The organism is Rhodanobacter sp. MP1X3 (genome assembly GCF_014207165.1).
Classification (GTDB): Bacteria; Pseudomonadota; Gammaproteobacteria; order Xanthomonadales; family Rhodanobacteraceae; genus Rhodanobacter.
Window position 1 is genome coordinate 1 of record NZ_JACHCO010000013.1, and the last position, 25,166, is coordinate 25,166.

Consider the following 25,166-nt stretch of genomic DNA (forward strand, 5'->3'; position numbering starts at 1 on the left):
TGGGTATATCGGTACGTCGTGCGCGCACCAGGTCTGGGCATGAGAACACTCCTGAAGTGATAGTTCAGGGTGTCCACTAAAGCGTAGGAAGTCTCGCCCTTCTTCGATATTGGCGATAGCGAGTGGACCGATCTCTTCGAGCTGAACGTCATGAGTGGTATTCGCGCGTCCCGTCACTATGTGCCGAACATGACGAAGCGCGGCTGGGGTCGCGTCGTCTTCATCAGTAGCGAGTCCGCACTCGCAATTCCCAAGGACATGATCGACTACGCCATGACCAAGACCGCTCAGCTCGCCGTTGCGAGAGGCTTGGCCGAGGTGGTCGGCGGAACGGGTGTCACTGTCAATTCGGTCCTCCCTGGTCCAACGAACTCGGAGATCATGAGTGGTTGGATGAAGGCGGCCGCAGAGGCTCAGGGCATTACGCAGGACGAAGCCGAGCAGCAGTTCTTGAAGACAATGCGCCCGAAATCGCTCCTCAATCGCTTTGCGACAACCGAAGAAGTCGCAAACCTGGTCGTCTATGTCTGCTCGGAGCAGGCGTCAGGGACAACTGGCACCTCCTTGCGTGTCGACGGGGGTGTCGTTCGGACAATAGCGTAAGGCTCTGTTTGGCACCCATTGCGCGGCTGCCCCAAAGCAGCCGTTTGCGGCTGGATGCGATCGGTCGGATAGCGACACGAGGCACGGTCTCTGAGCGGCCAAGAGCAGACGTTCAACGCTGGAATTAAGTGGCGGCGGAGCCGTCCGCTTGAATGAGTGGTTAGGCCCTCTTAGGGGAAGGTCGTAAATTTCTTTAACCACTTTAACGATTTACCGTCCCACCTATACTTTTGATGCTCCCAGTATGTGGTGAACGGTGGACTAGACCTGATATCAATTATTTTACCCGTGCAAGTAGCATACAATTTCGCCGCATTCACTCCTTCAGCTCTTGGGAACTCGCGTTTCCATATAACTTGACTACCCTTCAGCCCGATAAGTATCGGGATGCCGTAGGGGCCATCTGTTGGCGTAACACGTATGGCCACCGTGTCCGCACCCTCATTGAGAACGCTGGCGCAAGAAATGGGTACGTCAAGCGGAATACTCGGCTGCCAAGCGTAAGCCTGACTGGCAGCTAAGACACCCACAGCCAACGGAATGAGATAGATATTTTTCATCGCAGCACTTCCGTTGTGGCCTAACGCTAGAGTTAAACAGGGGCGAAGCCGTCCGCCTTGAACGAATTGTCAGGCGGGTGGTCCGGGAGGCTCAACCCCAACCTGTTCTAAGCGCCTGCGTGCCTCTGCGAGTTGCTCATCTGTAAATAGTGACCGCCAAGGGTCTTGCAGAACAAGATACTCAACACTGAGTTTCAGATTCTCTGGTCCGCGAAGAAAAAGCTCTGTGAAGCCCGATGAGGGATTTGTCCCACCCAAGAGTTGATCAGCGGCCGACTTGCCGCCGCTCCCTTGCACCATTTGTAAGAAGCGGGTGGCTCGATACGGTGGCTTGAGCCGAGCGGCACTCTCGTAAATATGCAGCATCGCTGCATGGAACTGATCTTCAATTTGCGGCGACATTCTTCTGCCCGCCTAACTACCTAATAGACCGACCCGGGTCGGGTTATACATCTCGCATCAAACGATACCCGCAGACGCTATCCCCTTGTGCCACTTGACGTTGCCGATCTTGGGTTGGGTTATACATCCACCGAAAAACCCGATTGGGATCGTCCCACAACAAGCCGCATCGTGTCTTCGTGACCGGCAGCTTCGGGTCGGTTTCTGCCGGTCGACGTCGGCCTGTAGCTGGTCATACCGGTCTGCGGCCTAGTCATCGCCGATCAGTCGCGTGTTGTATGTGTTGCGGTGGACGCAGCTCTCCTTGGCAACGTGATTTTCGGTGAACCTGACTCACCTTTGCGGTACTTTTCAGGCCGTTTTGCTTGGCGGGTTTCAGATCGTTACAGGTGGCCGGTTTCGACTGGAATATGCAGCTGATTTCTCTTTGGACGTCTATCTGAAGGACGCGGACGACCGCGAACTTGTCGAGGGGAAACCGCGCACTTCTAGAGATCGCCTTGATCGAGGAGGTTCGCATCGATGCGTTGGACGGCGCTGCGCGCCTTGCTCGCCCGTGTCGACCACCGCCCGATCCATGATCCGATCAGCAGGGCTGGCAGAAACAGCAACGCCTCGCGTCCACTGCCGGGAAGCGCCGCGAGAAGAGCTACCGCTGGTCCCGGGCAATAACCGCTGATTCCCCAGCCCAAGCCGAACAGGAGTGCTCCGAAGATCAGCCGACGATCGATGCGCGTAGCGCTCGGCAGATCGAAATCCGCCATCAAAAGTGGCGTCTTGCGTCGAAGGATCAATGGAAACGCGATGCCGGCGATACCCGTCGCGCCGCCCAGCACCAGCAGGAGGCTCGGATCCCAGTGTCCACTCAGGTCGAGGAAGCCGAGTACTTTCTCGGGATGGGTCATCGCCGACAAGGCCAGCCCGGCACCGAATACCAACCCGGCACCAAAGGCAGCCAGCAGGGCACGTTCCAGCGGCGATGCTTCGTCCGGATTCATGGCCAGTTCTCCAGCCAGTGCCGCAGCACACTCGCCGTCACTATGCCCGTGAGCAGAAAGATCACGGTCGCCACCAGGGAGCGCGGTGAGCGGCGCGCAAGGCCGCACACGCCATGCCCGCTGGTGCAACCGCTCCCCAGTGCTGTGCCGTAACCCACCAGGAGTCCGGAGACGATCAATTTCCAGGCAGGAAAATCAATACGACTAAGCGGTGCCTGCACGCCGAACGTGCTGCCGTATCGATATAGCAGCCCCGCGCCGGTCACCAATCCCAGCAGAAACAGGGCACGCCAGGCAAACTCCATCCGCCGAGAAAATGGCAGTGCGCCAATCACGCCACTGATACCAGCGATGCGTCCGAGCGAAAGTAGCAGCCAACTGGCACCAGCGCCGATCAGCAAGCCGCCGAGTAGGGCGCTGACAGGTGTGAACGAAGACATGGGAAACGGCCTATCCGGTCAGTGAGCTAGATTTTCCACGCATAAGCAAAGCCCAGCGAGTTCTCGCTCAACGCGATGTCTGCTTCACCACCGCCAAACGGTGCGGGAATCGAATTCGATCTGTGGACGGTCTTCTCGAAGGCGTGGCTGTAGTAAAAACTGATCTCACCACGCTGACTGGTCTGCCAGGTGGCGCCGACGCTGGCCTGATTCTGCACCACGCCTGGCGCGAGAATATTGAAGAACGTCTGGCTGGAAGGAATGGGTTGCTGTGCGTGACTGAAACCGAAGCGCAGCGTCAACGTGGGCGAGTAGGCGTAGCTAGCCGCGACCTTGTAGATATTGATGTCGCGCCAGCCAAAGCCAGGGCCATCCGACGAGCCCAGCGCATGGCCCTGCAGCAGGTTGGCCAGCGGATTACCAACGGAGTGTGTCTCCGCATAGAGGATGCGCTGAACGTCAGCAAGCAAGGTCAACCCGGATGTCACACGGTATGCCGCACCGATACCGAAATTCGCGGGAATGTCGAAGCTGCCGGATTGGGCAAACAGACCTTGGTAGCCGTTGAACGAGCCGGGGATCTTCGAGGCCCATGTCGCCCCCAACGTCAGGTTGTCGCCGAAGTGGCCGTTCCAGCCAACTCTGGCGCCCACACCTACCGAGCTGGAGTAGCCCGTATTGCTTACGCTGCCCGGCGCCTGGGAGAACGCGGCGAAGGGTGTCAGCCCATCAGCATAGAAGCGCTGCCAGGCGATATTCGCGCCGATGCCGATGGACTGCGTTGGCGTGATCTTGTACGCCAGGGCAGGCGTCAGCACGATCTGCTGCAGGTTCACACCGGCTTCGCCCTGGCCACCGAATGCGCCATAGGGATTGTCGTGGTAACCGGTGTTCATGCCGCCGTTGGCCGTCAGCGAGAGGCCGAAGTAGAGATCATCGGCAACCTGATGCGTATAGCCTGCTTCAGGTAACAGGAAGTACTTCACGCCGTTGCCGGAGTAAGAGCCGTCGGCACCGTATTGGTTGCCCGTAATCGTCGCGGATCGATCCGGATTGAACACGGTCAATCCCACGTCGACACGATTGCCGACGAACGCGATACCGGCAGGATTGATATAGCCGGCCAAGGCATCCACGGGGAATGCAATGCCCGCGCCACCCAGCCCATTCGACTGAATACTGGATCCATTGGTGAAGTAGCCATTCGTCGCGAAGACGCTGGTAGGCAGCACGGCAGCCGCAAGAGCAAGTGCACCAAGGCGATGGCTTGCGGTTGTCCGGCGAGATCGAGCTGCTGGCATACACCATTCCTGAAGCCTTGAGGGTGCATGAGTTATAGGCAGCAGCTAGCCGAGGCGTCAAATAGTCACTGGGAATACTGTCAGTACTAAATCTTATATGTGAGCGCTGATGGCTTGAATCACTATGCGCGGCATGGATGGCATGCAGGCCATCCGCTAATGCCGCGCCAGCCGCAAGACATCAGCGACCCGCGTTGCGACGATGTACGCGTCGCCATCGGGGCTGTCGGCGTAACGCTGGATGCCATGGTTCCACGCATCGCCCATGGCGAACCAGTCGATCGGCTTGGCGGCCGTGCCGGTACGCAAGGCTTCGTCCAGTGAGTGGAAGTACGTTTCCCAACGCAAGCGGTAGTAGTCGCGGGTGAGGCCGGCCCAATCCTTGTTGCCGTAGTCATGCAGGTCGGCGCCTTCGCTGGCTTTGCGATCGCCCCAGGTAGTGAGGATGGAGCGGGCATCGTAGTCGAGGTGTGTGCGTTCCTCGGCCGTCGACGCCAACGGATCGATCTGGGCTAGCCAGCTGCCAACGAGGAAGAAACGATTGGTGGCCAGCAGTTGATCCTGCAGCTCCATCAGTTGCAGCCAGCGTTGGGTCAAGGCCCCGAACCGTGAGCGATCCTTGTCATCGTAGGCCGTCTTGATCTGCGGCAGCAGCAGGCGGCTTTCGTTGGCCAATGTCTGGCGTGCGATATCCACCAGATCGTACTGATAGGTCGCGCTACCGCGCAGTGCCGGTGCTACTTGCAGCATGTCTGGCAGTGCCTGCTTGAAAGCCTCGGCGCTGTAGCGCATGGCTTCGGGCGACCAGTTCGATGCGCGGTTAACGGTGAGGCTGGGCTGTGCATCGAACAGGGATTCCTGCGCCGCATCGCGCTCGCTGTGGAATACGACATTGTCGATGCGGATGTTATAGGCCGTATTCAACAGCACCTTCCAGGTGGCCAATGCATGTGGATCGGTGGCGCCGTATCGGCGTTGCACGTAGTTGGTCGTCCACTTTTCGAGATCGACCGGCTCGCTGCGCCAGGCCATTTCCGTAAACAGATCGAAGGCGAACGGATTGGTATCCATCCCCTCGGTAAACACGGCGGTGCCGACCATATTGCTGTTGGTGCGACCCAGGCGCTGCAGTCGCGCGGTGATATTGCCGGTATTGGCACCCAGCGTGGTGCGGCCACCGAATTCCCAGATGCCGCCGAACAGGAACGGCGCGTTCTGGAAATCTTTCTGGCGATCGTCGCGCGGCACGCGATCATGGTCGATATCGATGATCAGCAGATGCTGTCGATCGACACCGGCGAGCAGATCCTGCCGCGGGTTGCCTTGCCACGCGAGCATCATCCAGCGCGCACCGGGATGAGCCGCGAGCAAGGCGTTCTGTACGTCACGCGCGGCTTCGGGTACGGACACGTCGCCGCCCTCCTGGAATACCTCCATATCGTAGATGCTGCTGTCGCCGAACAGTTCGCGCTGGTGCTGGTAGAACGCGGTGGCAAGTTTGGCGAACATCGGGTCGCGCGGATCAAGCCAGCCCGGACGGGTGAAGCCTGCCCATTCGCCTTGCGGTACGACGTGGGCGCGGGGAAATTTCTGCTGAAAATCAGCAGGCACGATGCCATAGAAACCCGGCAATACCGGCGTTATACCGAGTTCGCGCAGGCGGCTGATGATCTTCTGCGCCGATGCGGCGCGTTTCTGCATCAAGGTGGCGCTGATCGGGCCGTTGAAGCAGCAGAGATTACCCATCAGCTGCCAGTTCTGGTGTGCCGGCAGGGTGATCCAATGGCGGATCTCGTCATCCGAATAGCCGACATCGCGGAAGGTCTGATACAGCACGGTATCCATACCGCGCTCGACGATCATCGCGTTGATGCCTGACAGCGCCAGCACATCGATCTCGCGCTGCCAGCGTGACCAATCCCAATAGGGTGCGGTATAGCCGTCGATGTTTTCGTTCAACGCATAACGGTAGGCGTACGGGGTTTCTCGCTCGATAGTCGCCCCCGGCAGCGGAAACACGCGGGTGCCCAGCCGATCGCCATTGGTCGAGATCTGCACGTGTGCGATGTACTTCAGGTACCAGTTCACCCCGAACAGCAGGGAGCTGGGCGTACTGCCTTCGACCTTGATATGGCCGTTCGTGCTGGAAATGCGGAAACGCTCGTGACCGTCGGTAGCAGCGATGGGGGCAAGCTCGAACTGCGAGGCCTGCTGCGGTATGAGACGTTCGAGCACCGCTTGCTCAGGGCGGATATCGAAGACCGGCGCATTCACGCCAACCGCCGGGGTAAGTGGCAGGAGGCTGCCAACACTCACAAGCCAGAGGCCGAGGAGGTGTTTACGCATGCCCTATCTCCACGAATAGCCGATGGCTTGGTCGTTACGCGTTGTTATTGCCGCTATGTCGTTCGTGCGGCGCAAACCGGTTGACAGGCAGGGAATATCGGGGCTACTTGACGATAGCGAAGATGAGCACCTTGGATACAAGATGCTCACTTGTGAGCTGGAGCGGGACGTAGCTGCAACGATAGCCGCCGCGTTGCCGAAGGGGATGGCGTAATTGGAACGCGAGCGAAAGGCTTGGCATCGACCATCACGATATAGGTCACGACCCGGTCGACACCGTTGGTTTCGTTGAGCAAAGCAATAGCCAATTCCTTCCATTCCACCATGTCGGTGACCACGGCCTTGAGCAGGTAGTCGAACGGTCCACTCACCCGGCTGGCTTCGACGATTTCGGGAATATCCTGGATCAGTGCGTCGAATCGGGCGAAGTCGGCGAGTACGTGACGCTTCATCGACACTTCGGCGTAGATGACGACAGTTGGTCGCAGCTGCTCCAGCACAATTCTTGCGTGATAGCCGGCAATCAACCCGGATGATTCGAGCATTCTCAGTCGGCTCAGACAGGCGCTGGGCGAGAGCGCCACACGTTCGGCCAGCCGCTGATTGGTAATGCGGCCATCGGACTGCAAGACATCAAGGATCTTCAGGTCGATGCGATCGATTTCTTTCGTCGGCATGAAATCCTCATCGGTATCAGTGCGAGGTTGGCAGCGTATGGCCCGGGATAGCTCTGTGCAACTAGCGTGAAGATCACGTATTTGCGGCCTTCGCACCGCATTTTCTGCGGAATGCATTCGTTCGCTTAGCAAGAGTTGCGGATATTCCAGAAAAAATACTATTTTTCAATAAGTTAAAATAATAAGGCGGCGCGTGGACAAGTTGATGAAGTTATGCTGATGATGTGATCGAAGCTTGTTACGAACGAGGTTTCTGCGGCGCAGCTTCGCATCACTTTTCGCATATCGCCACCCTGATCGCCACGGGTGCGCGAACACGACCAGATCCAATGTCATAGGGGTGGGGAGAGTCGGATGAACATCACAAAATTAGCGAGCTTGCGGCTCGCGATCAGCTTGGCATGTGCAGGTTGGCTGGTAGCCGGCCCCGCTATCGCACAACAGGACACGACGAACACGCAGACGCCGCAGCAAAGCAAGCCGGATAAATCAAAACCCGCACCGAATACCACCACGCTGCAGAGCGTCACAGTCACGGCCACCAAGCGTAAGGAAGATGCCTCGCATATCGCCGGCGGCATCAGCGCCGTGACCGGCGATCAGCTCGAGAACATCGGTGCACAGAGTTTCAGCGACTATCTCGGGCGTATGCCCGGCGTGGTGTTCAATGCCGGTCCCGCCGGTGATTCCACGGCGGTGATCCGTGGCGTGGGTACGACCGCCGGTCTGGATCAGGGCCAGGGTCCAACCGGCTATTTCATCAATGAGGTGCCACTGAGCGAACCGGGTTATGCCATCGGCATTCCCGACATCGACACGTTTGATGTCGACCGTGTTGAAGTGTTGCGTGGCCCGCAGGGTACGCTGTTTGGTTCAGCCTCATTGGGAGGTGCGATCAATTACGTTGCCAACGAGGCCGATCCTTCCGGGTTTCATGCGGCGCTGGAGACCTCGGTAAGTGGTACGTATAACGCGAATGGAAATCGCGGCAATACGCTCAAGGGCATGGTCAACGTGCCGATCATCGACGACAAGTTGGCCGTGCGTGTCGTGATGCTGGAGCGAGATCAGCCGGGTTACCTCGACAATATCGGCCTGAACCGTAAAGCCAGCAACGACACGAAGGTGCGCGGTGGGCGTATCTCCGTCGTATGGACGCCGTGGGTGGGCACCAAGGTGACCTGGCTCAGCATGGTGCAGAACGGTTCCACTGCGGATTTTTCCTACATGGAACCGGCCTACGGTGACCTCAAGCGTTCGACGCTGCTCCCGGAGAAATTCAACACCACGTTCTCCCTGCACAGCTTGCGGCTCGATCAGGATGTGGGCTTTGCCACCTTGACCACGATTCTTTCCTATAACCACAAGTCACACGTACTGGACAACGATGACACCCCGTTTTATGGCGGCTTTGGCGGCATCGCCGCACCCGTCCTGTACGAAGAGCAGGCACGAAGCGCCACGCGTACAGCGGAAATTCGACTGGCCTCGCCGACCGACAAGGATGCCAAGCTGGACTGGTTGGTCGGTGCCAATTATCTCAGCACAAACAAAAGTATTTCAGATTTCCTGTCCGCGTCAGATGCCAACCAGATGTTGTCCTCGCAGTACCCTGCCAACGATTTGCGCGGCAATGAATTTTACTGGGGCAACGCCAACGTCAATGGCTCGGAGAAGGCCGTATTCGGCGAAGCAAACTGGCACTTCGCCGATCACTGGACCTTTACCGTGGGGGGGCGTTGGTACGACGACCGGGTAAGCAGCTCGGTGCAATACAACGGCGTGTTTTACGACCCCGTCTATGCGCCTCCAGCGACCGTACAGAAGCAGACGGGTTTTGTGCCCAAGTATTCGATAACCTGGAATGTGACACCGGACTTCACCGCGTACGCTCTGATTTCCAAGGGATACCGTTTCGGTAATCCGAATACGATCTATCCGCTGGCCGGCTTCGATACGCCATCGGGCTGGAAGACCGATACGCTCTGGAATTACGAGGCTGGCCTGAAATCGTACTGGCTGGATCATAGCCTGCAACTGGATGTCAGCGCGTTCTACATTGACTGGAGCGACATTCAGGTGCGCCTCTATCGGCCTGACGGCGTGACTTACGGTACCAACGCTGGTGGGGCGCATATCCACGGCGTCGAGACGAGCAGTGCCTGGCGTCCTACATCCCATATCGAACTGTCTGCCAATCTGACGTGGTTGGACGCTCAGCTGTCTCAAAGCGTATTGGCGGCTTCGACACCCTTGTATGCGGGCCAGGTTCTGCCAGGCGCATCGAAATGGCAGGCATCGGTTATCGGGACTTATCGCTGGAGCGGTGAGCACTCACCTACCTTTACCGTGACCGATCGCCAAGTCAGTGGCGCGCCGGCGAATTTGCAGCAGCCGTACTATCGCATCAACGGCTACAACCAGCTGGATGCTCGTTTTAGCCTTCTATACGGCAATACAGAAATATCGTTGTACGGCACCAACCTTGCCGATCGGCGCGGCGTCACCTTTAGTTATGGCGATTTTGGTGCGGGTCTGCAGGACTTCGTGATCCTTCCCCGGACGATTGGCCTGCGACTGAACTGGCAAATGTGATCCACGTGCCTTTCGACAATCAAGGCGGCGCCCGGGCAGTGTCTCCGTCACTTGCCGATGCTGCCGAACCTTCGCCTTCCTTGGCGCGCAGGTTGGGATGGGGGGGCATTGCTGGTACTCGGCATTGGCAACATCCTGGGTGCTGGTGTGTATGTCATGACCGGGACGGCCGCGGCAAACTACGCAGGGCCAGCAGTGATCCTGTCCTTCGTCATGGCAGGTATTGCCTGTGCGATGGTGGGCCTGTGCTATGCCGAGCTGGCTTCGCGCTTTCCGCAATCGGGTTCGGCCTATAGTTATTGCCGTGCGAGCTTCGGTCGCCGGACCTCGTGGGCTCTCGGTTGGCTTCTGCTGCTGGAATACAACCTGTCGGCATCGATACTGGCTGTTGGATTTGCGGGCTATCTGGGAAGCCTTTTGCATGGTCTTGGGTTGAGCCTGCCGCGTGTGCTGTCTTCGCCGTTGCTGGATTCAGAAATGCGCCACGGGCATGCGGTATTGACCATGGGGCACGGGGTGAATTTGGTAGCCGCCTTGGCGGCGGTGAGCGCCGGAGCGATTCTGGCCCTCGGTATTTCCAAGTCGATCACGATCAACGCCATTCTGGTGGTGATCAAGGTCGCGGTATTGCTGCTGTTCATCGGTGTCGGCCTGGGTGCAGTCGAACCGGCCAACTGGCATCCGTTGATACCTGCCAACGAAGGCGGTTTCAGTTATGGCTGGGAAGGCATTTGCCGTGCGGCATCGATGTTGTTCTTCGCTTATCTGGGTTTTGAGACAGTATCCACCGCTGCCGCGGAAGCGAGGCAACCACGCCGTGATGTGCCAATTGGCATCTTCGGTTCGCTGATCGTCTGCACCGTGCTGTACATCGCAGCTGCCGCCGTAGTTACCGGCGTAGTGCCTTTTCGTGAGCTCGGCGTCGCCGATCCGATTGCCGTGGCAGTAGACAGGATGGGCCGTCCTGGCATGGCGGTTATCGTCAAGCTTGGCGCCTTGACCGGTCTGGCTTCCGTATTGCTGGCCAATGCCTATGGCCAGTCGCGCATCTGTTTCGCGATCGCCTCTGACCGACTGTTGCCGCCGTTGTTCTGTCGACGTCATCCGCGTAGTGGAAGTCTATGGCTGAGCAACCTGCTGCTGGGGGCGATTGCCGCGGTCAGTGCAGCGCTGCTGCCGATTTCGTTGCTCGGTGACCTGGTCTGCCTTGGTGTGACTTCCTGCTTCTGTGTGGTTGCCATCACCTTGATGCGTGTACGCGGTCGCGAGACTTCTTTGTCGGACGGTTTCAGGGTGCCCTTGGGTGGTATCCGCATCAAGGGCCTGTGGTTTGGCATCGTACCGGTCGCGGCGATGGCGCTGAGTGCTGCCATGGTGGCGCCGGTGATGATCGATATTGTCAGCCGTGCATTGCAAGGCGACATCCTGCCTGCCGCCATGCTCTCGGTCTATTTGTGCCTGGGTGTGCTGGTTTATCTGTGCTACGGCCGACGACAGTCGGTCCCTGTTCGTGTGGAGCTTTTTTGATGAATGGTTTTTCCCTTGCCGACGCCTGTCGGCTCGGCATGCTGGATGCGCACGACCAAGCGTCGTTGCTTGCCAGTGGTGAGCTGCAGGTAGCTGAATTGATCGAGGCCGCGATCATGCGTATCGAACTGCTGGACAGGCAACTCGCCGCGGTCAGCTATCGTGCATTTGCACAGGCGCGTGCGCGTGCGCGTGCGTTGCGTTGCGACGGCAGCGGTGTGCTGGCTGGTGTGCCGTATTTGCTGAAGGACTCCCTGGAATATCCCGGCATGCCGACCCTGGCTGGCTCACGCAGTCGCCGTGGCGTGCTGGCCGACGCGGCTTATCCGTTCGCGCAGCGCTTTGACCAGCAGGGGCTGATTCCGCTGGGCAAGAGTGCCATGCCTGAATTCGGCTTGATGGGTACCACCGAACCGTTGCTGACCACCGAACCTACGCGCAATCCGTGGGCGCTGGATCGTTCGCCAGGTGGTTCCAGCGGTGGTGCGGCCGCTGCTGTGGCGGCTGGGTTGGTACCGCTGGCACATGGCAGCGATGGGGCCGGCTCGATCCGGATCCCGGCCGCTTGCTGTGGCATCGTCGGACTCAAGCCAGGTCGCGGTGCGGTGGTACGGGTACGTTCGCGGCATGTGCTGGATGACTTGATGGTCGCCGACAGCCTGATGTCTCGTAGTGTGCGCGATACGGCCTGGGCCTTTGCGGCTGCCCATCCGCAGCCGGATCGAGTCATGTTGCGCGAGCCCTTAAGCGCGCGTTTGCGCATCGCAGTGATGGAGCCAAACCTGTACGGCCATGAGCCTGATCAAGAGGTGCACGCGGCAGTACGCAAGGCCATGACACTTTGCCAGGCACTGGGCCATCAAGTGGATGTGGTGGCCCAGCCGATCGATGGGGCAGCATGCATGACGGCTCTGCTCACCTTGTGGGCGCACCTGGCGGGTGATGCGGTAGATGCAGTGCGGCCTACCTTGGGCGGCAATCGACTGGAGGATGCGCTGGAACCCTGGACGCGCCATCTGGCCGAATGGGCAGGACGGCTTCCGGTCGAGGCACTGGAGCAGGCTTATGCGCAGTTGGCCGCTTTACCGGGGCAACTGGCAGCGTTTCATCAGAACTACGATGTAGTGCTGTCGCCGGCGTTACGCACGCCCCCGCCGTTGCTGGGGACCTATGCACCGGACTGTGCCTTCGAAGCGCTGCGCGACGGCATGTTCGACTGGATCGGCTATACACCACTGCAGAATCTGGCCGGTACACCCGCCATTTCGCTACCGCTGCACTGGAGCACGAATGGACTTCCCGTGGGAGTGATGTTCGCTGCCGATCGTGGCCAGGAAGATCGCCTGCTCAGCCTCGCCTATGAATTGGAACAAGCCACGCCTTGGCACATGCAGTGGCCATCACTGTCCGTGCGCGCCGCGTCATGCGATGGAAAACTGTCATGAGTGTCGGCAGCAAGGCGATCTATCAGCCGCGCGACAACGGTGACATCCAGGCGTTGGTCGATGCCAATCCGCTGGCGTGGATTATTTGTGGCAGCCCTTCGGCATTCGCGGTGACACCGATACCGGTGCAGTTGCGCTGTGACGACGATGGTCGTCCGAACATGCTCGTGGGCCACTTCGCCCGCGGCAATCCGCAATTGGCACAACTGGCTGCGACGCCCGACGCCCTGGTGTTGCTGATGGGGCCGCAGTCTTATGTGTCGCCATCTTGGTTCGACGATCGCACACAAGCACCTACTTGGAACTACGCCTGTGCGGTGTTTCACGTACATGTCGTGCTGGAGGACGAGCCGGCCACCGTGGCGCAACGACTGGACGACTTGGTGATGGCCATGGAGTCCAATCACACGTGGCCATGGAGCAGCAGCGAGATGGGTGCGCGTTACACCTCGCTCTCGCGTGGCGTGGTCGGGTTCCATGCGCCTATCCACGAAGTGCGCGCTTCCTTCAAGCTTGGCCAGGACGAACGCGATGATGTGTTCGCCGACATTCTGGCCGGGTTGGACACGCGCGGGGAGCATGATCTGGTCTCATGGATGGAGCATTTCGCCGGTCCGGTCCGGTTGGATGTCGTGGCCGCTGCGCGCAAAGGATCGAATGCCCCGTTGCGTATTGCCGGTGCGGTGCCAGCGAGCGACCGGCCGCCGCTTGATCCACAGATCGAGCACTTCGTGCGTGCCGTGACCGAGGACAACCGTCGGCTTTCGGTCGACCGCACGTTGGACTGGCCGCAGCGGCGCATCATTGCCGAACAGAGCCGCACACCCTGGGCACAGGGTGGCCCGCGCATACCTCTGGTTCGCGAATTCGAACTGCCCCTGGATACCGGACCTTTGCGCGTACGACTGTACGATCCGTCGCCTGCCAGCGTGAAGCCGGTGCTTATTTATATTCATGGTGGTGGCTGGAGCATGTTCAGTCTGGATACCCACGACCGGTTGATGCGCGAGTACGCGCACCGTGCCGGCGTGGCGGTGCTTGGCGTCGATTACGCCCTGGCGCCGGAGTACAAGTACCCGTACGCCTTGCACCAGGTGCTCGGGGCGTTGCATTGGCTATTGGCGGAAGCCGACGCGCTTGGTATCGACGGCGGGCGAGTCGCACTGGGCGGCGATTCGGCAGGTGCCAACCTGGCGCTCGCCACCGCGCTGGTGCAACGCGAGGCAGGGCAGGGCGACACGATCGCCGGCCTGTTGCTCAACTACGGCGGCTTCGATGCGACAGTGGACGCTGAATCCCGTCGCCGCTTTGGTACGGGCGCCGATATGCTCAGTTCGGCCGAGATCGACATGTTCTGGTTGAACTACCTTCGCGACGACGCCGACCAGCAGGATCCGCTGGCTTGTCCGCTCAAGGCAAACCTTGGCGGGCTGCCGCCCTCATTGCTGATCGTGCCCGAATGCGATGTGCTGGCAGCACAGAGCTTGGCCATGGATGAGCGCATGCGCGAAGCCGGAGTGGATGTGCAGTGCAAGATCTACCAAGGCGCTGTGCACAGCTTTCTCGAAGCGATGTCGACATCGACGGTGGCCAATCGCGCGATCGAAGATACCGCTACGTGGCTACGCCAGCGACTGCGTGATGAAGGCATGCCGGCCGGTTAGGCATGGAGTATGACGAGGCAGCGAAGGCTATCAATGATTTTGCGTAGACAGACGGCCCAATGGGCTTCGCAGGGGGACGGTAATGGCAATTATTAGACATGGCATGGCAATCCTCCTGTTATCTGGGGCAGCACTGGCTACGGTGGTGCATGCACAGGCGCGTCACGTCATCACGCCCACGGACATCGCTACGCTGAAGCAGGTGACTGATGCGCAGATCGCCCCTGAAGGCCAGCAGGTGATTTACAACGTGCGCACGTCCGGCGATCCGGCCAAGCTCGGGCCGACACACCTGTGGGTCGTGGCGACAGGTACCGGCGCCCATCCTCGTCAACTGCCGGGCAGCGAAGAGGGTGACAGCACGCCGCGCTGGTCGCCCGATGGCCGTGCGGTTGCCTTTCTGGCGATGCGCCATGCCGGCGCGCCGAAACAGGGCATGGCGCCGCTTTCCACACAACTTTGGCTGGCCTCTCCCTGGGATGCGCCAGCGCGCCCACTGGGTCCTCTGCCGGGATCCGTCAATGGTTTCCGCTGGTCGCCCGATGGCCGCCAGATCGCGGTGCTGGTCAATGCCGAACCCAGCGTGCCAGCGTCTGGCAACGGCGTGATCGATGTAGGTCGGCATCCGTCTGTAGCGCAGGTTTACCTCATCGATGTAGCCGGCGGTTCCGTCAGAGTCGTGACATCTCCCGACATGTTTGCCTTTGATGTCGACTGGTCACCTGATGGAAAGCGTCTGATCGTGCGCTACGGTACAGGACCGGGGCTGGACTATTTCTGGTATCAGTCACGTGTGGCCGTCCTCGATCTGCAGGGACAGCAACTTGCTTTACTGCCGCATCGTGCGACGGCTTTGCATCCCAGCTTTTCGCCGGACGGTCGCCGTGTGGTCTATGGCTATTTCAATACCAACGGCATCACTGGCGTGGTTGCCATCTACGACTTCGCCACTGGACAAAGCACGCTGATTGGCAAGGACTGGAATGGCAGCTTGCGTGATCTGCAATGGAGTTCCGATGGTCGCAGCCTGACCGGTTTGGGTTTCGAGAATCTCTCGCCAGTGTTTGTTGACGTGGATGCCGTCGGCGGCAAGGTCATACCACGCTTCCCCATCAAAGGCGATCCCTACGAGTTCAGCCGCGCCAGCAACGGTACGCTCGCCTTCGTCGCCTCGACCCGGCAGCAGCCAGAAGAAGTGTGGCTGTCGAGCGGCAAGAAAACGCGTGTGCTGACGGATACCAATCCGCAGGTGCGTGATTGGCAGCTGGGCAAACTGGAGATGGTGCAATGGAAAAGCCGCCGCGATGGGACGACCCTGCAGGGATTGCTGATGCTGCCCGCCGATGCTCATGCTGGGCAGCCATTGAAGACCTTGGTGCAAATTCATGGCGGTCCGTACGATGCCTGGTCCGATGGTTGGCTGGGTTCCTGGCACAGCTGGGCGCAGATGCTGGCTATGCATGGCTATGCCGTGTTCATGCCCAATCCACGCGGATCGGACGGTCGTGGCGATGCGTTTGCGACGGCCAATGTCGGGGACTGGGGTGGAAGTGACTTTCAGGATGTGCTCGATGGCGTGGCGGCGTTGGAAGCGCAGCGCATCATCGACCCTGACTACGTGGCTATCGGAGGCTGGAGTTATGGTGGTTATCTGTCCGCTTGGGCAGCGGGGCATGATGGGCCTTTCAAGACGGCCATCGTCGGCGCGGGGATGACGGATCTCACGTCCATGGCACTGACCACCGACGTCGGATACAGCTTCATCCCGCCTTACTTCGGTGACCCAGTTCGCGAACGTGTGCGTTACGCCGCGCATTCGCCACTCACCTATGTCCATGACGTACGCATGCCGGTACTCATCATGCATGGGGAACGGGATTTGCGGGTTCCCGTTTTTCAGGGCGAGATGTTCTACAACGCTCTCAAGCAGCAAGGTACGTCGGTCGAAATGATTCGTTATCCCGGTGCTCCTCACTGGTTCGGTGGCGCGGTGGGGCCAGCCTATGAGGAGGATGTCCAGCAACGTGTTCTCGATTGGCTTAATCGTTATCTGGAACCCCATCACGATGCGGTCGAACCACCGAAAATACCGGTGATCCCTTCGAAGGGACGTATTCCTCTCGACACGCGTGTCCCACGTTGATCGATACGGAAATCGGCACGTATCGGATCGCCTTCGTCGGCGGCGGCAACATGGCGCGCAGCCTGATCGGCGGTCTGCTGAAAACCGGCGTAGCTGCTGCCAGCATCACTGTGGCCGAACCGATGGCCGAAGCGCGCCATGCGCTGGGTCGTGAATTCGGAGTCGCCTGCTATGCCGAAAACCGGCTCGCCGTGGCGGAAGCCGAAGTCATTCTGCTGGCGGTCAAGCCGCAGATCATGCCGACGATCCACGCCGATCTGCGCGACATCCTGCAGCGCAACCGACCGCTGCTGATCTCGATTGCCGCCGGCGTGCGGTTGGATCAGTTGGAACGATGGTTCGGCGCCAGCCTTCCCATCGTGCGCTGCATGCCGAATACGCCGGCACTGATCGGCGCCGGCGCCACCGGACTGTGCGCGAACAGCCGCGTCAGCCCGTCGCAGAAAGCACAGGTGCAGCACATTCTGGATACCGCGGGAATCACCTGCTGGATCGACGACGAAGCGTTGATGGATACCGTCACCGGGCTGTCCGGTTCGGGGCCGGCCTATTTCTTTGCGCTGGTCGAGGCGCTGGAGGCCGCCGCGGTTGCCCAGGGACTGCCACGCGAGACCGCACGCGTACTCGCCGCGCAGACTTGTCTCGGTGCCGGCCGCATGCTGGTGGAGGGTGGCGAAGATCCCGCCCTGCTGCGTCAACGCGTTACCTCGCCGAACGGCACCACCCAGGCAGCGCTGGAAAGCTTCACAGCCGACGGCCTGACCCGTATCGTCGCCCATGCCGTGGCTGCCGCTACTCAGCGCGGCGTAGAACTGGCCAGCACATTAGATTGACTGGGACGGCAACGGGCGTGAGGTGACATAAAATTTTTGAGCCTGGCGATTCCTTTGGCGTAAGTACGCGCATCGATCACGTTTCGATAGAGGCTTATTCGAGGTACACCTTAATGACAAAAGCCCCAGCGATCAGCTGGGGCTTTTGTTCTCCCTGGCTACAGAAGTAGGGCGCCGGTCAGCTCAGTTTGTAGGAACTGGCACCGGTTCCCGCGAGATTGCCGCCATCAACGATGAGATACTCCGGCCTGATTGGTTTTTTCTCGAAAAAGTTCTGCAGAATCTCGAGCGTGCCGGCGGCGTATCTGGCCTGGGCAGACAGCGAGGTGCCCGAGACATGCGGCGTCATGCCCTGATTTGGCATGCGGCGCCATGGATGATCGATCGGGGCAGGCTGCGGATCCCAGACATCGCCGGCGTAGCCAGCCAGTTTTCCGGATTCGAGTGCGCGTACCACGGCATCGCGATCGCACAGTGCTCCACGTGCGGTGTTGATCAGGTAAGCGCCACGTTTGACGTGTCCGAACATCTTGTCGTCGAACATGCCCCGGGTCGACGGGTAGAGCGGGGTCTGCAGGTTGATCACATCGCAGGCCTCGACCAGGGATTCCGGCGTCTCGTGAAAAGTCGCGTTCAGTTCTTTCTCGATCTCCGGCGACAGGCGATGCGGGTCGTAATAGTGCAGGTGCACGTCGAACGGCTTCAAGCGGCGCAGCACGGCAAGACCGATGCGGCCTGCGGCAATCGTGCCGAAGTGCATGCCTTCGAGATCGTAGCTGCGGCTGACGCAATCAGCGATGTTCCAGCCGCCGTTGTTGGCGATCTGGTGCGATGGAAGATAGTTGCGTACCAGTGAAAGCACCATCATTACCACGTGCTCCGCCACGCTGATGCTGTTGGAGAATGTCACTTCGGCAACGGTTACACCATGCTCGGACGCTGCTTTCAGATCCACGTGATCCGAACCGATGCCGGCGGTCAGCGCGAGCTTGAGGTTTTTCGCCTTGCCGATGCGTTCGGCGGTGAGATAGGCGGGCCAGAACGGCTGAGAGATCACCATATCGGCAGTCGGCAGATGCTTGTCCAATACGGAGTCGGCGCCTTCCTTGTCGCTGGTGACGATCAATTCGTGCCCATTGGTTTCGAGATATTTGCGCAGGGCCCAGCTCACCAGAAACGCAGCCGATCAGTTCGCCTGGTTTGAAGCCTAGCTCGCCGCTGGGCGAGGGCACAGTCTGCCCGTTCGGGTAGCCTTTGATCGTGGGGATAGTGTCGCGTGCGTAGGTCGGGGGGTAGCCGGTTACGGGATCAGGATAGAGGACGCAAAGAACCTTGGCCATGAAGCACTCCAATCGTGGGAATGTGACTCGTCGTCACGTGGTCTGCCCAGTCTGGACTGCAGGGTCTTGCGCCATCCAATCGTTTATGGATATCCGTTGATAAGCACGGCTTATATAGGGCGTGTCATCACTTACCAACTGGCTCGCGTTGTTTCGTTGTGGGTGTCAGGTGGTGGGCGTGGGTTACACCTTTCTCGGTGCGCAGCGTCTGACTGGCGGTCAGGCCAAGCCGCGCACCGAGAAAGGTGCAAGCGCTGCCGCATGGCGGCCACAACGAAACAACCCTAGGGGCCGGGTCTGTTTGCCCACAGGCCGGCGTCATCGCTCAGTCGTGTACGGACGTACACTTCTTCCCTCTTCCTTAGCCTGCGCGCAAACAGCTCCCGGCGCGGGCCGCTTGGTAAGTGATGACACGCCCTAGTCCGGCCTCGGTGTCGCTGCGGCAAGGACGCTGTCGAGCTTGCGCTGCAGATCAAGTTTCGGTGTCAGATCCCATGCAGCGCAGACCACGGCAGGCGGCGTTTCCTGACGCAGACGCAACAGGCTCATCTCTGAAAACTGCTGCGGTTCGATCGGGCGAATACTGATGCCGCTGGCGAGAAAATATTCCGGTAGTGCGCTGACTGGCGCGATGCTGCATACCTCGCCATTGCGTACCTCTTCATAGAGCACGCTCAAGGTGTTGGTCTCGACGACGACGTTTGGCGTGACGCCTGCAAGCTGGAATGCCGAGTCGACAATCTTTCGATTCTGCATTTCATGGTTGAACAGGCACAGCGGCATGCGCGCTGCCTCGGCCCAGCTGTAGGACGATTTTGTCGGCAGACCGGCATGGTCGCTGGACAACAGCACGAAGCGCTCGGAATACAGCACCATGTTTTCGAACATGCTTTCGTCGCAGCCATCTGCGTAGGCCAGACCCAGGTGCAGTTCCTTGCTTTTGACCCGATGAAGAATGTCGCGCGTGCTCAGCGAAAAGACTTCGAGCGTGAGCTTGGGTATGGCACGACGATACTCACCGGCTAGCATCGACACCGCACGCAACGCGGAGGGAACTGTGCCGATAGCCAGATGACCGCCGGCGATCGATTGCGCCAGCGCGGCCTCCTGGCGCAGGCCTTCCAGCGACGCGATGGTTTGTTTGGCCCATACCAGCACGCGCTCGCCTTCGGGCGTAAAGCCCTGGAACCGTCGATCCCTGAGAATGATTGTAATACCCAGCTCTCGCTCGAGCTGGCGAATGCCTGCCGACAGCGCGGGCTGCGATACCCAGCAACTTTCGGCGGCGTGCGCGAAGTGTTTATGCTCGGCAAGCGCCACGAGATAGTGCAGTTGCCTGACAAACATGTCTGTCCTCGTCATTCGATTTGGATGTTGTATCCAGCCGACCCATCTTAAATGTTTTGTGATGTCGCTCCGAATGCCAACGCATTATTTGTGACTGGGCCGAGCCGATGTATCGGTGCGACCAGGCTGCAAGCAAGTTTCCATGGATGATCCATCTAGGTCTGGAGAGAGCAAAAGTTGAACTTCACTCGCAATTCGCTTGACCGCCTTCGGCAACATTCTTTGCACATTGTGCTTTAGTGTTGACGGCGCCCCGCCACCAAACCAATCATGTACTGCATGCCACGTAGTTGGTCAGGGTAGTTACAGCGCACTAGCATCGGCGCTGCTTTCCCCACACCAACTCCCGATCATGTTATCCGGCGAACGGCCTAGCGCTGTAGCGATCGAACGAAGGAAACGTTGCATGCCAACGCCAGGTGACTTGCTGTTTGTCCCGCTGCCTTCGCGGCAGCAGGCGAGGGTGTCCACGCAGCGTATCTTCAGCCGACGCCAGTGGCTGCATTTGGTTGGCCTGTACGGTTTCATTGCCGTACTCCATCTCCTGGGATGGGGGCTGTATCTGCACTATTCCGTGCATTTTCCGGCTCTGGTTGGCCTCGGTTTCGTTGCCTATATGTTGGGGTTGCGGCATGCCTTCGACGCCGACCATATTGCCGCTATCGACGATACCGTGCGTTACATGCTGCAGAAGGGTAAGCAGCCGCTCGGCATCGGGTTCTTTTTCTCGCTGGGTCATTCAACCATCGTGCTCTCGCTGGCGGTGGCGATCATATTTGCCGCATCGACGATCAAGCACGGGCTACCCCAGTTGCAACATGTCGGCGGCGTACTGGGTGCCGGGGTTTCCGGAGTGTTCCTGTGGATCATCGGCATCCTCAACCTGTTCGTCCTGCTCGACATCCTCAAGCTCTGGCAAAAGGCCAAAGCAAGGAGGCATAGTCATGTGCATCTGGATGAGTTGTTGATGCAGCGGGGGTTGATCAACCGGCTGTTCGGCGGCCGTCTGCAGAAACTCATTCAGCACAGCTGGCAGATGTATCCGCTCGGATTGCTGTTCGGCCTGGGCTTCGATACCGCCTCAGAGGTCGGGCTGCTGGCGATGACGGCAGGTGCCTCTGCCGGCAATCTGCCGATCGCCGGTGTGCTGTCGCTGCCGATCCTGTTTGCTGCCGGCATGACGGCGATGGATACCACCGACGGTGTATTGATGGTCAAAGCCTATCACTGGGCCTTCGTGAATCCGATGCGAAAAATTTTCTACAACATCACAACGACGTCGCTGTCGATTGCGGTGGCCCTGATCATCGGCACGATTGAGCTGCTACAGGTGCTGGCGACGATGTTGCATCTGGACAATCCTGTTTTCAACTTCATCGGCACACTGGATTTCGGTGTGTTTGGTTATGTGATTGTCGCGATCTTTCTGCTCACCTGGATGGTTTCGTTCGGCGTATGGAAGTTCCGCCGCATGGATCAGCGCTGTGTCGGATACGACTCTGTCCACGTGCATCAGCATACCCATGCGAGTGGCACTACTCATACGCACCAGCATCTGCATTGAAGCAATCCGAGTGAGTCAACGTGCAATGGCTGAGTTCCTGCTGGATCAACCCACTTTTTGAGTGACACACACATCATGGCGGTGCCTTTGATGGTGTCCGGTGAAGTCAAAGCTTCCGTTGACGCAACGGTGGCACGAGAACCTTTGCGCAAAGAAAAGTACCAATCCCCAGAAGCGCAATAACGCCCCCCATAGGTCTTGGGGTTCCATCTGCAAAAAAGCCGACGAGTGCGGATCCGACAACGCCGGTGCCGTATTGGATCGCGCCGACCAGCGCCGACACCGCCCCGGCACGTGCCGGAAAAAGACTCAGTGCACCGGCAATCGAGTTGGCGACGATGAAGCCCGTCGCGGAGATGAATAAAAACAGCGGGATGACCAGCCCGAACAGACCGCCCCAATCTGTCCACGCATTCACCGTCAGCAACACACCGGCAAGCGCGGCGCCTAAGCTGCCCGCCCGCATCAGCGCATCACTGCCGAAGCGCTTGACCAGCTTTGCATTGATCAGGTTTGAGACCATGACGCCGACGACACCAACCCCAAACAGCAGGCCATAAAATCGAGGCTGCACGTGGTGATAGCTGATGTAGGCAAACGGGCTACCTGCGATATAAGCAAATGTGCCGCCGTAGAAAAAGCCGCCAGTGCCCGCGTATCCGAGTAGTCGGCGATGACGGAGGAGTTCGCCATAGCGTCTGAACGCTCGCTTAAGTGGTTCGGGATTACGACGGTTTGGGGGCAGCGTTTCGGGGAGAACGAAAAGGGCTGCCAATGTGGTCAGGCCAACGCCCACGAGCGTCCAGAAAATGGCGTGCCAGGAGAACCAATGCAGGATCTCACCGCCAAGGCTCGGCCCTAGCAGAGGCGCAATCGCCATCACCATCATCAAGGTGGACATCATTTGCGCCGCCCGGTAACCCTCATAAAGATCACGCACCATCGCGCGGGCGAGTACCACGCTGGCGCATGCCCCCACGGCCTGTAGCGCACGCCAACTGATCATCATCGCCACGCTTGTCGACATCGCGCAGCCAGCCGAGCAGATGACAAAAAGCACCAGCCCGATGGCGACCGGCCAACGGCGGCCGTACCGATCGCTAACGGGACCCCACACGAGTTGGCCAAAACTGAAGCCGATGAGGTAACCGGAGATCGTAAGCTCGATGGCGCCCTTGTCGGCATGCAATGCTTCCCTCATCACTGGCATGGCAGGCAGATAGAGGTCCGTTGAGATCGAGGCAAAGGCCATCAGCGTGCTGAGAATCGCCAGGATCCTCAGGCTGTGGTTCGCGGCCTCTTGCCGCAACGGTGTAGTCTCGTTGAGCGAGTTCCCGTACTCGGTCGGATCATGGGCGGATACGCTGAGCGATCTACAAGGCTGAGCTTTGTGGTTCATGTCTCGAGTTCGTCAGGTAAGCAGACGGCGATTCATCCAGAGCTGCACCGTCGGAGACATGCTGAGCGCTGGATAGGTCGTGTATGAAGTTGCTTTGCACCCTGTTCAACGCGATGGCGGTCAGCGGGCTGTGTAGCCGCCGTCGACTGTCAGGGCATGGCCGATCACGAAACTCGCACCGGGACTGCAAAGCCACAGCACGGCAGAGGCGATCTCGTCAGGGCGGCCGAGTCGACCGATCGGCTGATCTTTCATCAGCTCTTTCATCGCTTCCGGCTGGCTGGCCAACATGCCGGATACCATCGGGGTGTCGACGATGCCGGGGCATACGGCATTGATGCGGATCCCGCGCGCGGCGTATTCAAGGGCCGCGCTTTTGGTTAGTCCGATCACACCGTGCTTCGAGGCGTGATAGGTATCGCGGCCGGGCAGGCCGACCAAGCCGCCAAGTGACGAACAGTTGACGATGGCGCCATTGCCCTGCTTCCGCATTTGGCGCAGTTCGTATTTCATGCAGTTCCATACACCGCGAAGGTTGAGCGCGATGACGCGATCAAAGTCTTCGCCTTCGGCATCAGCCGTTTCTACATGCGGTGCCTGGATGCCGGCGTTGTTGTAGGCCGCATCCAGTCGCCCGAACTTTGCGACTACCGTGTCGACCATAGCTTCGACTTGCCTCTCGTCAGCGACGTCGCAGCCCACAGCAAGTACGCGGTGACCTGCTGCCGCCAGTTCGGTTGCTGCGGCGTTAGCCGCCGCCTTGTTCACATCGGCGAGCACGACGATGGCGCCAGCCGCCGCAAACGCCTGCACGGTCGCCAAACCCATGCCGGACGCGGCGCCGGTGACCAAGGCAACTTTGCCTTCAAACGAACCCTTCATCTTGTTTCTCCGCGATTGGGAACACATCGGATGAAAGATTAGGGGCCGCGAGGTCATCGATAAATATCAATAAACCGAAAGCTGCTATGAGAAGAATTCATGAGTGCGCAAAAGAAGGGCATCCATGGTCAGTGAGCCGGGCCATCGATTACCGCGATCGCGCAACACATCAGACTCTGGCTTTCGAGGGAGACGTTGGTCGCGCCGAGCAGGCTTCTCTGCGGACTCGGAGCGAGATGCTGGTGCGAGGCGCCCCGATCAGCCAGCGGGCAACACTGATCGGTTGAGTGCTCACTTTCCCATGGTATTGCGTCCCGTTTTTGCCGCCGTTTTGGCACCCATCCGACGTAGCGTCACTTTGTCGTCCTCGTCGATCTCGGGTTGTAAATCGATGTCCGGAGGAGGGTTCGGATAGCTCTTTCGTCCACCGATCACTTTGATCCATTTGCTGCAAAACTTATCGTAGACGTCCCACGGCAAGCCATCGGATTCCACCAGTGCGCGTTCTGCGCGTAGTGCGATCTGGTGAGCATCGCGATACGGAAATCCCAGCGTATGTTCAAACAACATCTCGACGACTTCGTGCATTACGATGAACCGGTCGATGTCGTAGATCTTGCCTCGATGTTTCAGTTGAGGCGGTAGCTCGTGGTCAATGTAGATCGTGTCGCCTTTTTTGTTGCACGAGCCCACATAGGGCACGTCATAAAGGCGCACCACTTTGACGCGGCTAAGCATGGTTTCGGCGGCTTCGTCGAGGATACGGCTATTGACCAGCCACTCCCCAGGTTTTGGTCGATGTCCCCAGCTCATGCGATGCACTCCACGAGGGCCACTGGCGTGGCGTTGGACACGATATAGCAGATATCAGCACTGGGCGTCGTGAGGTCGAGCCAGTGTGAGCAAGGGCGTGACTGCGGCCACGGTCGCACGGACTGGTCAGTTTTTTGCGTGGTGCCGTTCTGCTGTAGACGGATACTCTATTCAGGATGCATCGACGTGATTGAACAGCGCGTTTTGCCATGCGAGATGAAGTCGCAGCATCCGCAGTCCGCCATAAAAGAGGTATCGTTGGCTGCGGGCTCACAATGAGCGCAGCG

The 25,166-nt window shown here is 59.3% G+C and carries 18 protein-coding genes and 1 pseudogene; 8 read left to right on the top strand and 11 right to left on the bottom strand.

Features of this window, described 5'->3' with window-relative positions:
* Positions 1 to 105 precede the first annotated feature (105 nt).
* Positions 106 to 603, top strand: a pseudogene (locus tag HDE79_RS21405) (SDR family oxidoreductase); the annotation flags it as partial.
* Between the two features lie 170 nt (positions 604 to 773).
* Here HDE79_RS21405 and HDE79_RS21410 read toward each other — a convergent pair.
* The 6 genes from HDE79_RS21410 to HDE79_RS21435 form a co-directional block, all read right to left on the bottom strand.
* Entirely contained in the window at positions 774 to 1,163 is a 390-nt protein-coding gene (locus tag HDE79_RS21410) for a hypothetical protein (RefSeq protein WP_184605211.1), read from the bottom strand.
* An 890-nt stretch (positions 1,164 to 2,053) separates the two neighbouring features.
* Positions 2,054 to 2,563 (bottom strand): YeeE/YedE family protein, encoded by a 510-nt coding sequence (locus HDE79_RS21415; RefSeq protein WP_184605213.1) that lies wholly within the window; start codon positions 2,561 to 2,563, stop codon positions 2,054 to 2,056.
* Entirely contained in the window at positions 2,560 to 3,003 is a 444-nt protein-coding gene (locus tag HDE79_RS21420; protein WP_184605214.1) for a YeeE/YedE family protein, read from the bottom strand. Before HDE79_RS21420 ends, HDE79_RS21415 begins: the two co-directional genes overlap by 4 nt.
* Positions 3,004 to 3,029: 26 nt before the next feature.
* The gene (locus HDE79_RS21425; protein WP_221440326.1) at positions 3,030 to 4,235 is read right to left on the bottom strand and encodes an outer membrane protein transport protein; all 1,206 of its coding nucleotides are present in this window, start codon (positions 4,233 to 4,235) and stop codon (positions 3,030 to 3,032) included.
* A 225-nt stretch (positions 4,236 to 4,460) separates the two neighbouring features.
* Positions 4,461 to 6,650: an alpha-N-acetylglucosaminidase gene (locus HDE79_RS21430; protein WP_184605217.1), complete on the bottom strand. Its 2,190-nt coding sequence runs from the start codon at positions 6,648 to 6,650 to the stop codon at positions 4,461 to 4,463.
* Between the two features lie 146 nt (positions 6,651 to 6,796).
* The gene (locus tag HDE79_RS21435) at positions 6,797 to 7,327 is read right to left on the bottom strand and encodes a winged helix-turn-helix transcriptional regulator (RefSeq protein ID WP_184605219.1); all 531 of its coding nucleotides are present in this window, start codon (positions 7,325 to 7,327) and stop codon (positions 6,797 to 6,799) included.
* Between the two features lie 354 nt (positions 7,328 to 7,681).
* Here HDE79_RS21435 and HDE79_RS21440 point away from each other — a divergent pair, with 354 nt between their 5' ends.
* From HDE79_RS21440 to proC, 6 genes are all read left to right on the top strand, one after another.
* A complete protein-coding gene (locus tag HDE79_RS21440) occupies positions 7,682 to 9,922 on the top strand; it encodes a TonB-dependent receptor (protein WP_184605221.1) in 2,241 nt (746 codons plus the stop codon).
* Between the two features lie 156 nt (positions 9,923 to 10,078).
* Positions 10,079 to 11,449, top strand: coding sequence for an amino acid permease (locus tag HDE79_RS21445; protein WP_255488543.1), 1,371 nt, complete (start codon positions 10,079 to 10,081; stop codon positions 11,447 to 11,449).
* A complete protein-coding gene (locus tag HDE79_RS21450) occupies positions 11,449 to 12,894 on the top strand; it encodes an amidase family protein (RefSeq protein WP_184605223.1) in 1,446 nt (481 codons plus the stop codon). The genes HDE79_RS21445 and HDE79_RS21450 overlap by 1 nt, the downstream gene beginning before the upstream one ends.
* Positions 12,891 to 14,558 (top strand): alpha/beta hydrolase fold domain-containing protein, encoded by a 1,668-nt coding sequence (locus HDE79_RS21455; protein ID WP_184605224.1) that lies wholly within the window; start codon positions 12,891 to 12,893, stop codon positions 14,556 to 14,558. The genes HDE79_RS21450 and HDE79_RS21455 overlap by 4 nt, the downstream gene beginning before the upstream one ends.
* Positions 14,559 to 14,661: 103 nt before the next feature.
* Positions 14,662 to 16,701, top strand: a complete 2,040-nt coding sequence (locus tag HDE79_RS21460; protein ID WP_184605226.1) for a S9 family peptidase — start codon at positions 14,662 to 14,664, stop codon at positions 16,699 to 16,701.
* The gene (gene proC, locus HDE79_RS21465) at positions 16,698 to 17,534 is read left to right on the top strand and encodes a pyrroline-5-carboxylate reductase (protein ID WP_255488544.1); all 837 of its coding nucleotides are present in this window, start codon (positions 16,698 to 16,700) and stop codon (positions 17,532 to 17,534) included. The genes HDE79_RS21460 and proC overlap by 4 nt, the downstream gene beginning before the upstream one ends.
* Before the next feature lie 178 nt (positions 17,535 to 17,712).
* Here proC and HDE79_RS21470 read toward each other — a convergent pair whose 3' ends face one another.
* Together HDE79_RS21470 and HDE79_RS21475 are read right to left on the bottom strand one after the other, a co-directional pair.
* A complete protein-coding gene (locus HDE79_RS21470) occupies positions 17,713 to 18,705 on the bottom strand; it encodes an NAD-dependent formate dehydrogenase (protein WP_343206017.1) in 993 nt (330 codons plus the stop codon).
* Positions 18,706 to 19,291: 586 nt separating this feature from the next.
* Positions 19,292 to 20,221 carry a LysR family transcriptional regulator gene (locus tag HDE79_RS21475; RefSeq protein ID WP_184605227.1) on the bottom strand — a complete coding sequence of 310 codons (930 nt, stop codon included), beginning with the start codon at positions 20,219 to 20,221 and terminating at the stop codon, positions 19,292 to 19,294.
* Positions 20,222 to 20,627: 406 nt separating this feature from the next.
* Here HDE79_RS21475 and HDE79_RS21480 point away from each other — a divergent pair, with 406 nt between their 5' ends.
* The gene (locus HDE79_RS21480; RefSeq protein WP_184605229.1) at positions 20,628 to 21,785 is read left to right on the top strand and encodes a HoxN/HupN/NixA family nickel/cobalt transporter; all 1,158 of its coding nucleotides are present in this window, start codon (positions 20,628 to 20,630) and stop codon (positions 21,783 to 21,785) included.
* A 106-nt stretch (positions 21,786 to 21,891) separates the two neighbouring features.
* Here the strand turns inward: HDE79_RS21480 and HDE79_RS21485 are convergent, their stop codons facing one another.
* The 3 genes from HDE79_RS21485 to HDE79_RS21495 all read right to left on the bottom strand — a co-directional run bounded on the left by HDE79_RS21485 (position 21,892) and on the right by HDE79_RS21495 (position 24,879).
* A complete protein-coding gene (locus HDE79_RS21485; RefSeq protein WP_184605231.1) occupies positions 21,892 to 23,184 on the bottom strand; it encodes a Bcr/CflA family multidrug efflux MFS transporter in 1,293 nt (430 codons plus the stop codon).
* A gap of 120 nt (positions 23,185 to 23,304) precedes the next feature.
* Entirely contained in the window at positions 23,305 to 24,066 is a 762-nt protein-coding gene (locus HDE79_RS21490; RefSeq protein WP_184605232.1) for an SDR family oxidoreductase, read from the bottom strand.
* A gap of 291 nt (positions 24,067 to 24,357) precedes the next feature.
* Complete coding sequence (locus HDE79_RS21495; protein ID WP_184605234.1) at positions 24,358 to 24,879, bottom strand: hypothetical protein; 522 nt, start codon at positions 24,877 to 24,879, stop codon at positions 24,358 to 24,360.
* Positions 24,880 to 25,166: the final 287 nt, after the last annotated feature.

Coding starts and splice junctions, on each gene's coding strand:
- HDE79_RS21410 (WP_184605211.1), bottom strand. CDS start 1,163: ATGAAAAATATCTATCTCATTCCGTTGGCTGTGGGTGTCTTAGCTGCC.
- HDE79_RS21415 (WP_184605213.1), bottom strand. CDS start 2,563: ATGAATCCGGACGAAGCATCGCCGCTGGAACGTGCCCTGCTGGCTGCC.
- HDE79_RS21420 (WP_184605214.1), bottom strand. CDS start 3,003: ATGTCTTCGTTCACACCTGTCAGCGCCCTACTCGGCGGCTTGCTGATC.
- HDE79_RS21430 (WP_184605217.1), bottom strand. CDS start 6,650: ATGCGTAAACACCTCCTCGGCCTCTGGCTTGTGAGTGTTGGCAGCCTC.
- HDE79_RS21435 (WP_184605219.1), bottom strand. CDS start 7,327: ATGCCGACGAAAGAAATCGATCGCATCGACCTGAAGATCCTTGATGTC.
- HDE79_RS21440 (WP_184605221.1), top strand. CDS start 7,682: ATGAACATCACAAAATTAGCGAGCTTGCGGCTCGCGATCAGCTTGGCA.
- HDE79_RS21445 (WP_255488543.1), top strand. CDS start 10,079: ATGACCGGGACGGCCGCGGCAAACTACGCAGGGCCAGCAGTGATCCTG.
- HDE79_RS21450 (WP_184605223.1), top strand. CDS start 11,449: ATGAATGGTTTTTCCCTTGCCGACGCCTGTCGGCTCGGCATGCTGGAT.
- HDE79_RS21455 (WP_184605224.1), top strand. CDS start 12,891: ATGAGTGTCGGCAGCAAGGCGATCTATCAGCCGCGCGACAACGGTGAC.
- HDE79_RS21460 (WP_184605226.1), top strand. CDS start 14,662: ATGGCAATCCTCCTGTTATCTGGGGCAGCACTGGCTACGGTGGTGCAT.
- HDE79_RS21475 (WP_184605227.1), bottom strand. CDS start 20,221: ATGTTTGTCAGGCAACTGCACTATCTCGTGGCGCTTGCCGAGCATAAA.
- HDE79_RS21480 (WP_184605229.1), top strand. CDS start 20,628: ATGCCAACGCCAGGTGACTTGCTGTTTGTCCCGCTGCCTTCGCGGCAG.
- HDE79_RS21485 (WP_184605231.1), bottom strand. CDS start 23,184: ATGAACCACAAAGCTCAGCCTTGTAGATCGCTCAGCGTATCCGCCCAT.
- HDE79_RS21490 (WP_184605232.1), bottom strand. CDS start 24,066: ATGAAGGGTTCGTTTGAAGGCAAAGTTGCCTTGGTCACCGGCGCCGCG.
- HDE79_RS21495 (WP_184605234.1), bottom strand. CDS start 24,879: ATGAGCTGGGGACATCGACCAAAACCTGGGGAGTGGCTGGTCAATAGC.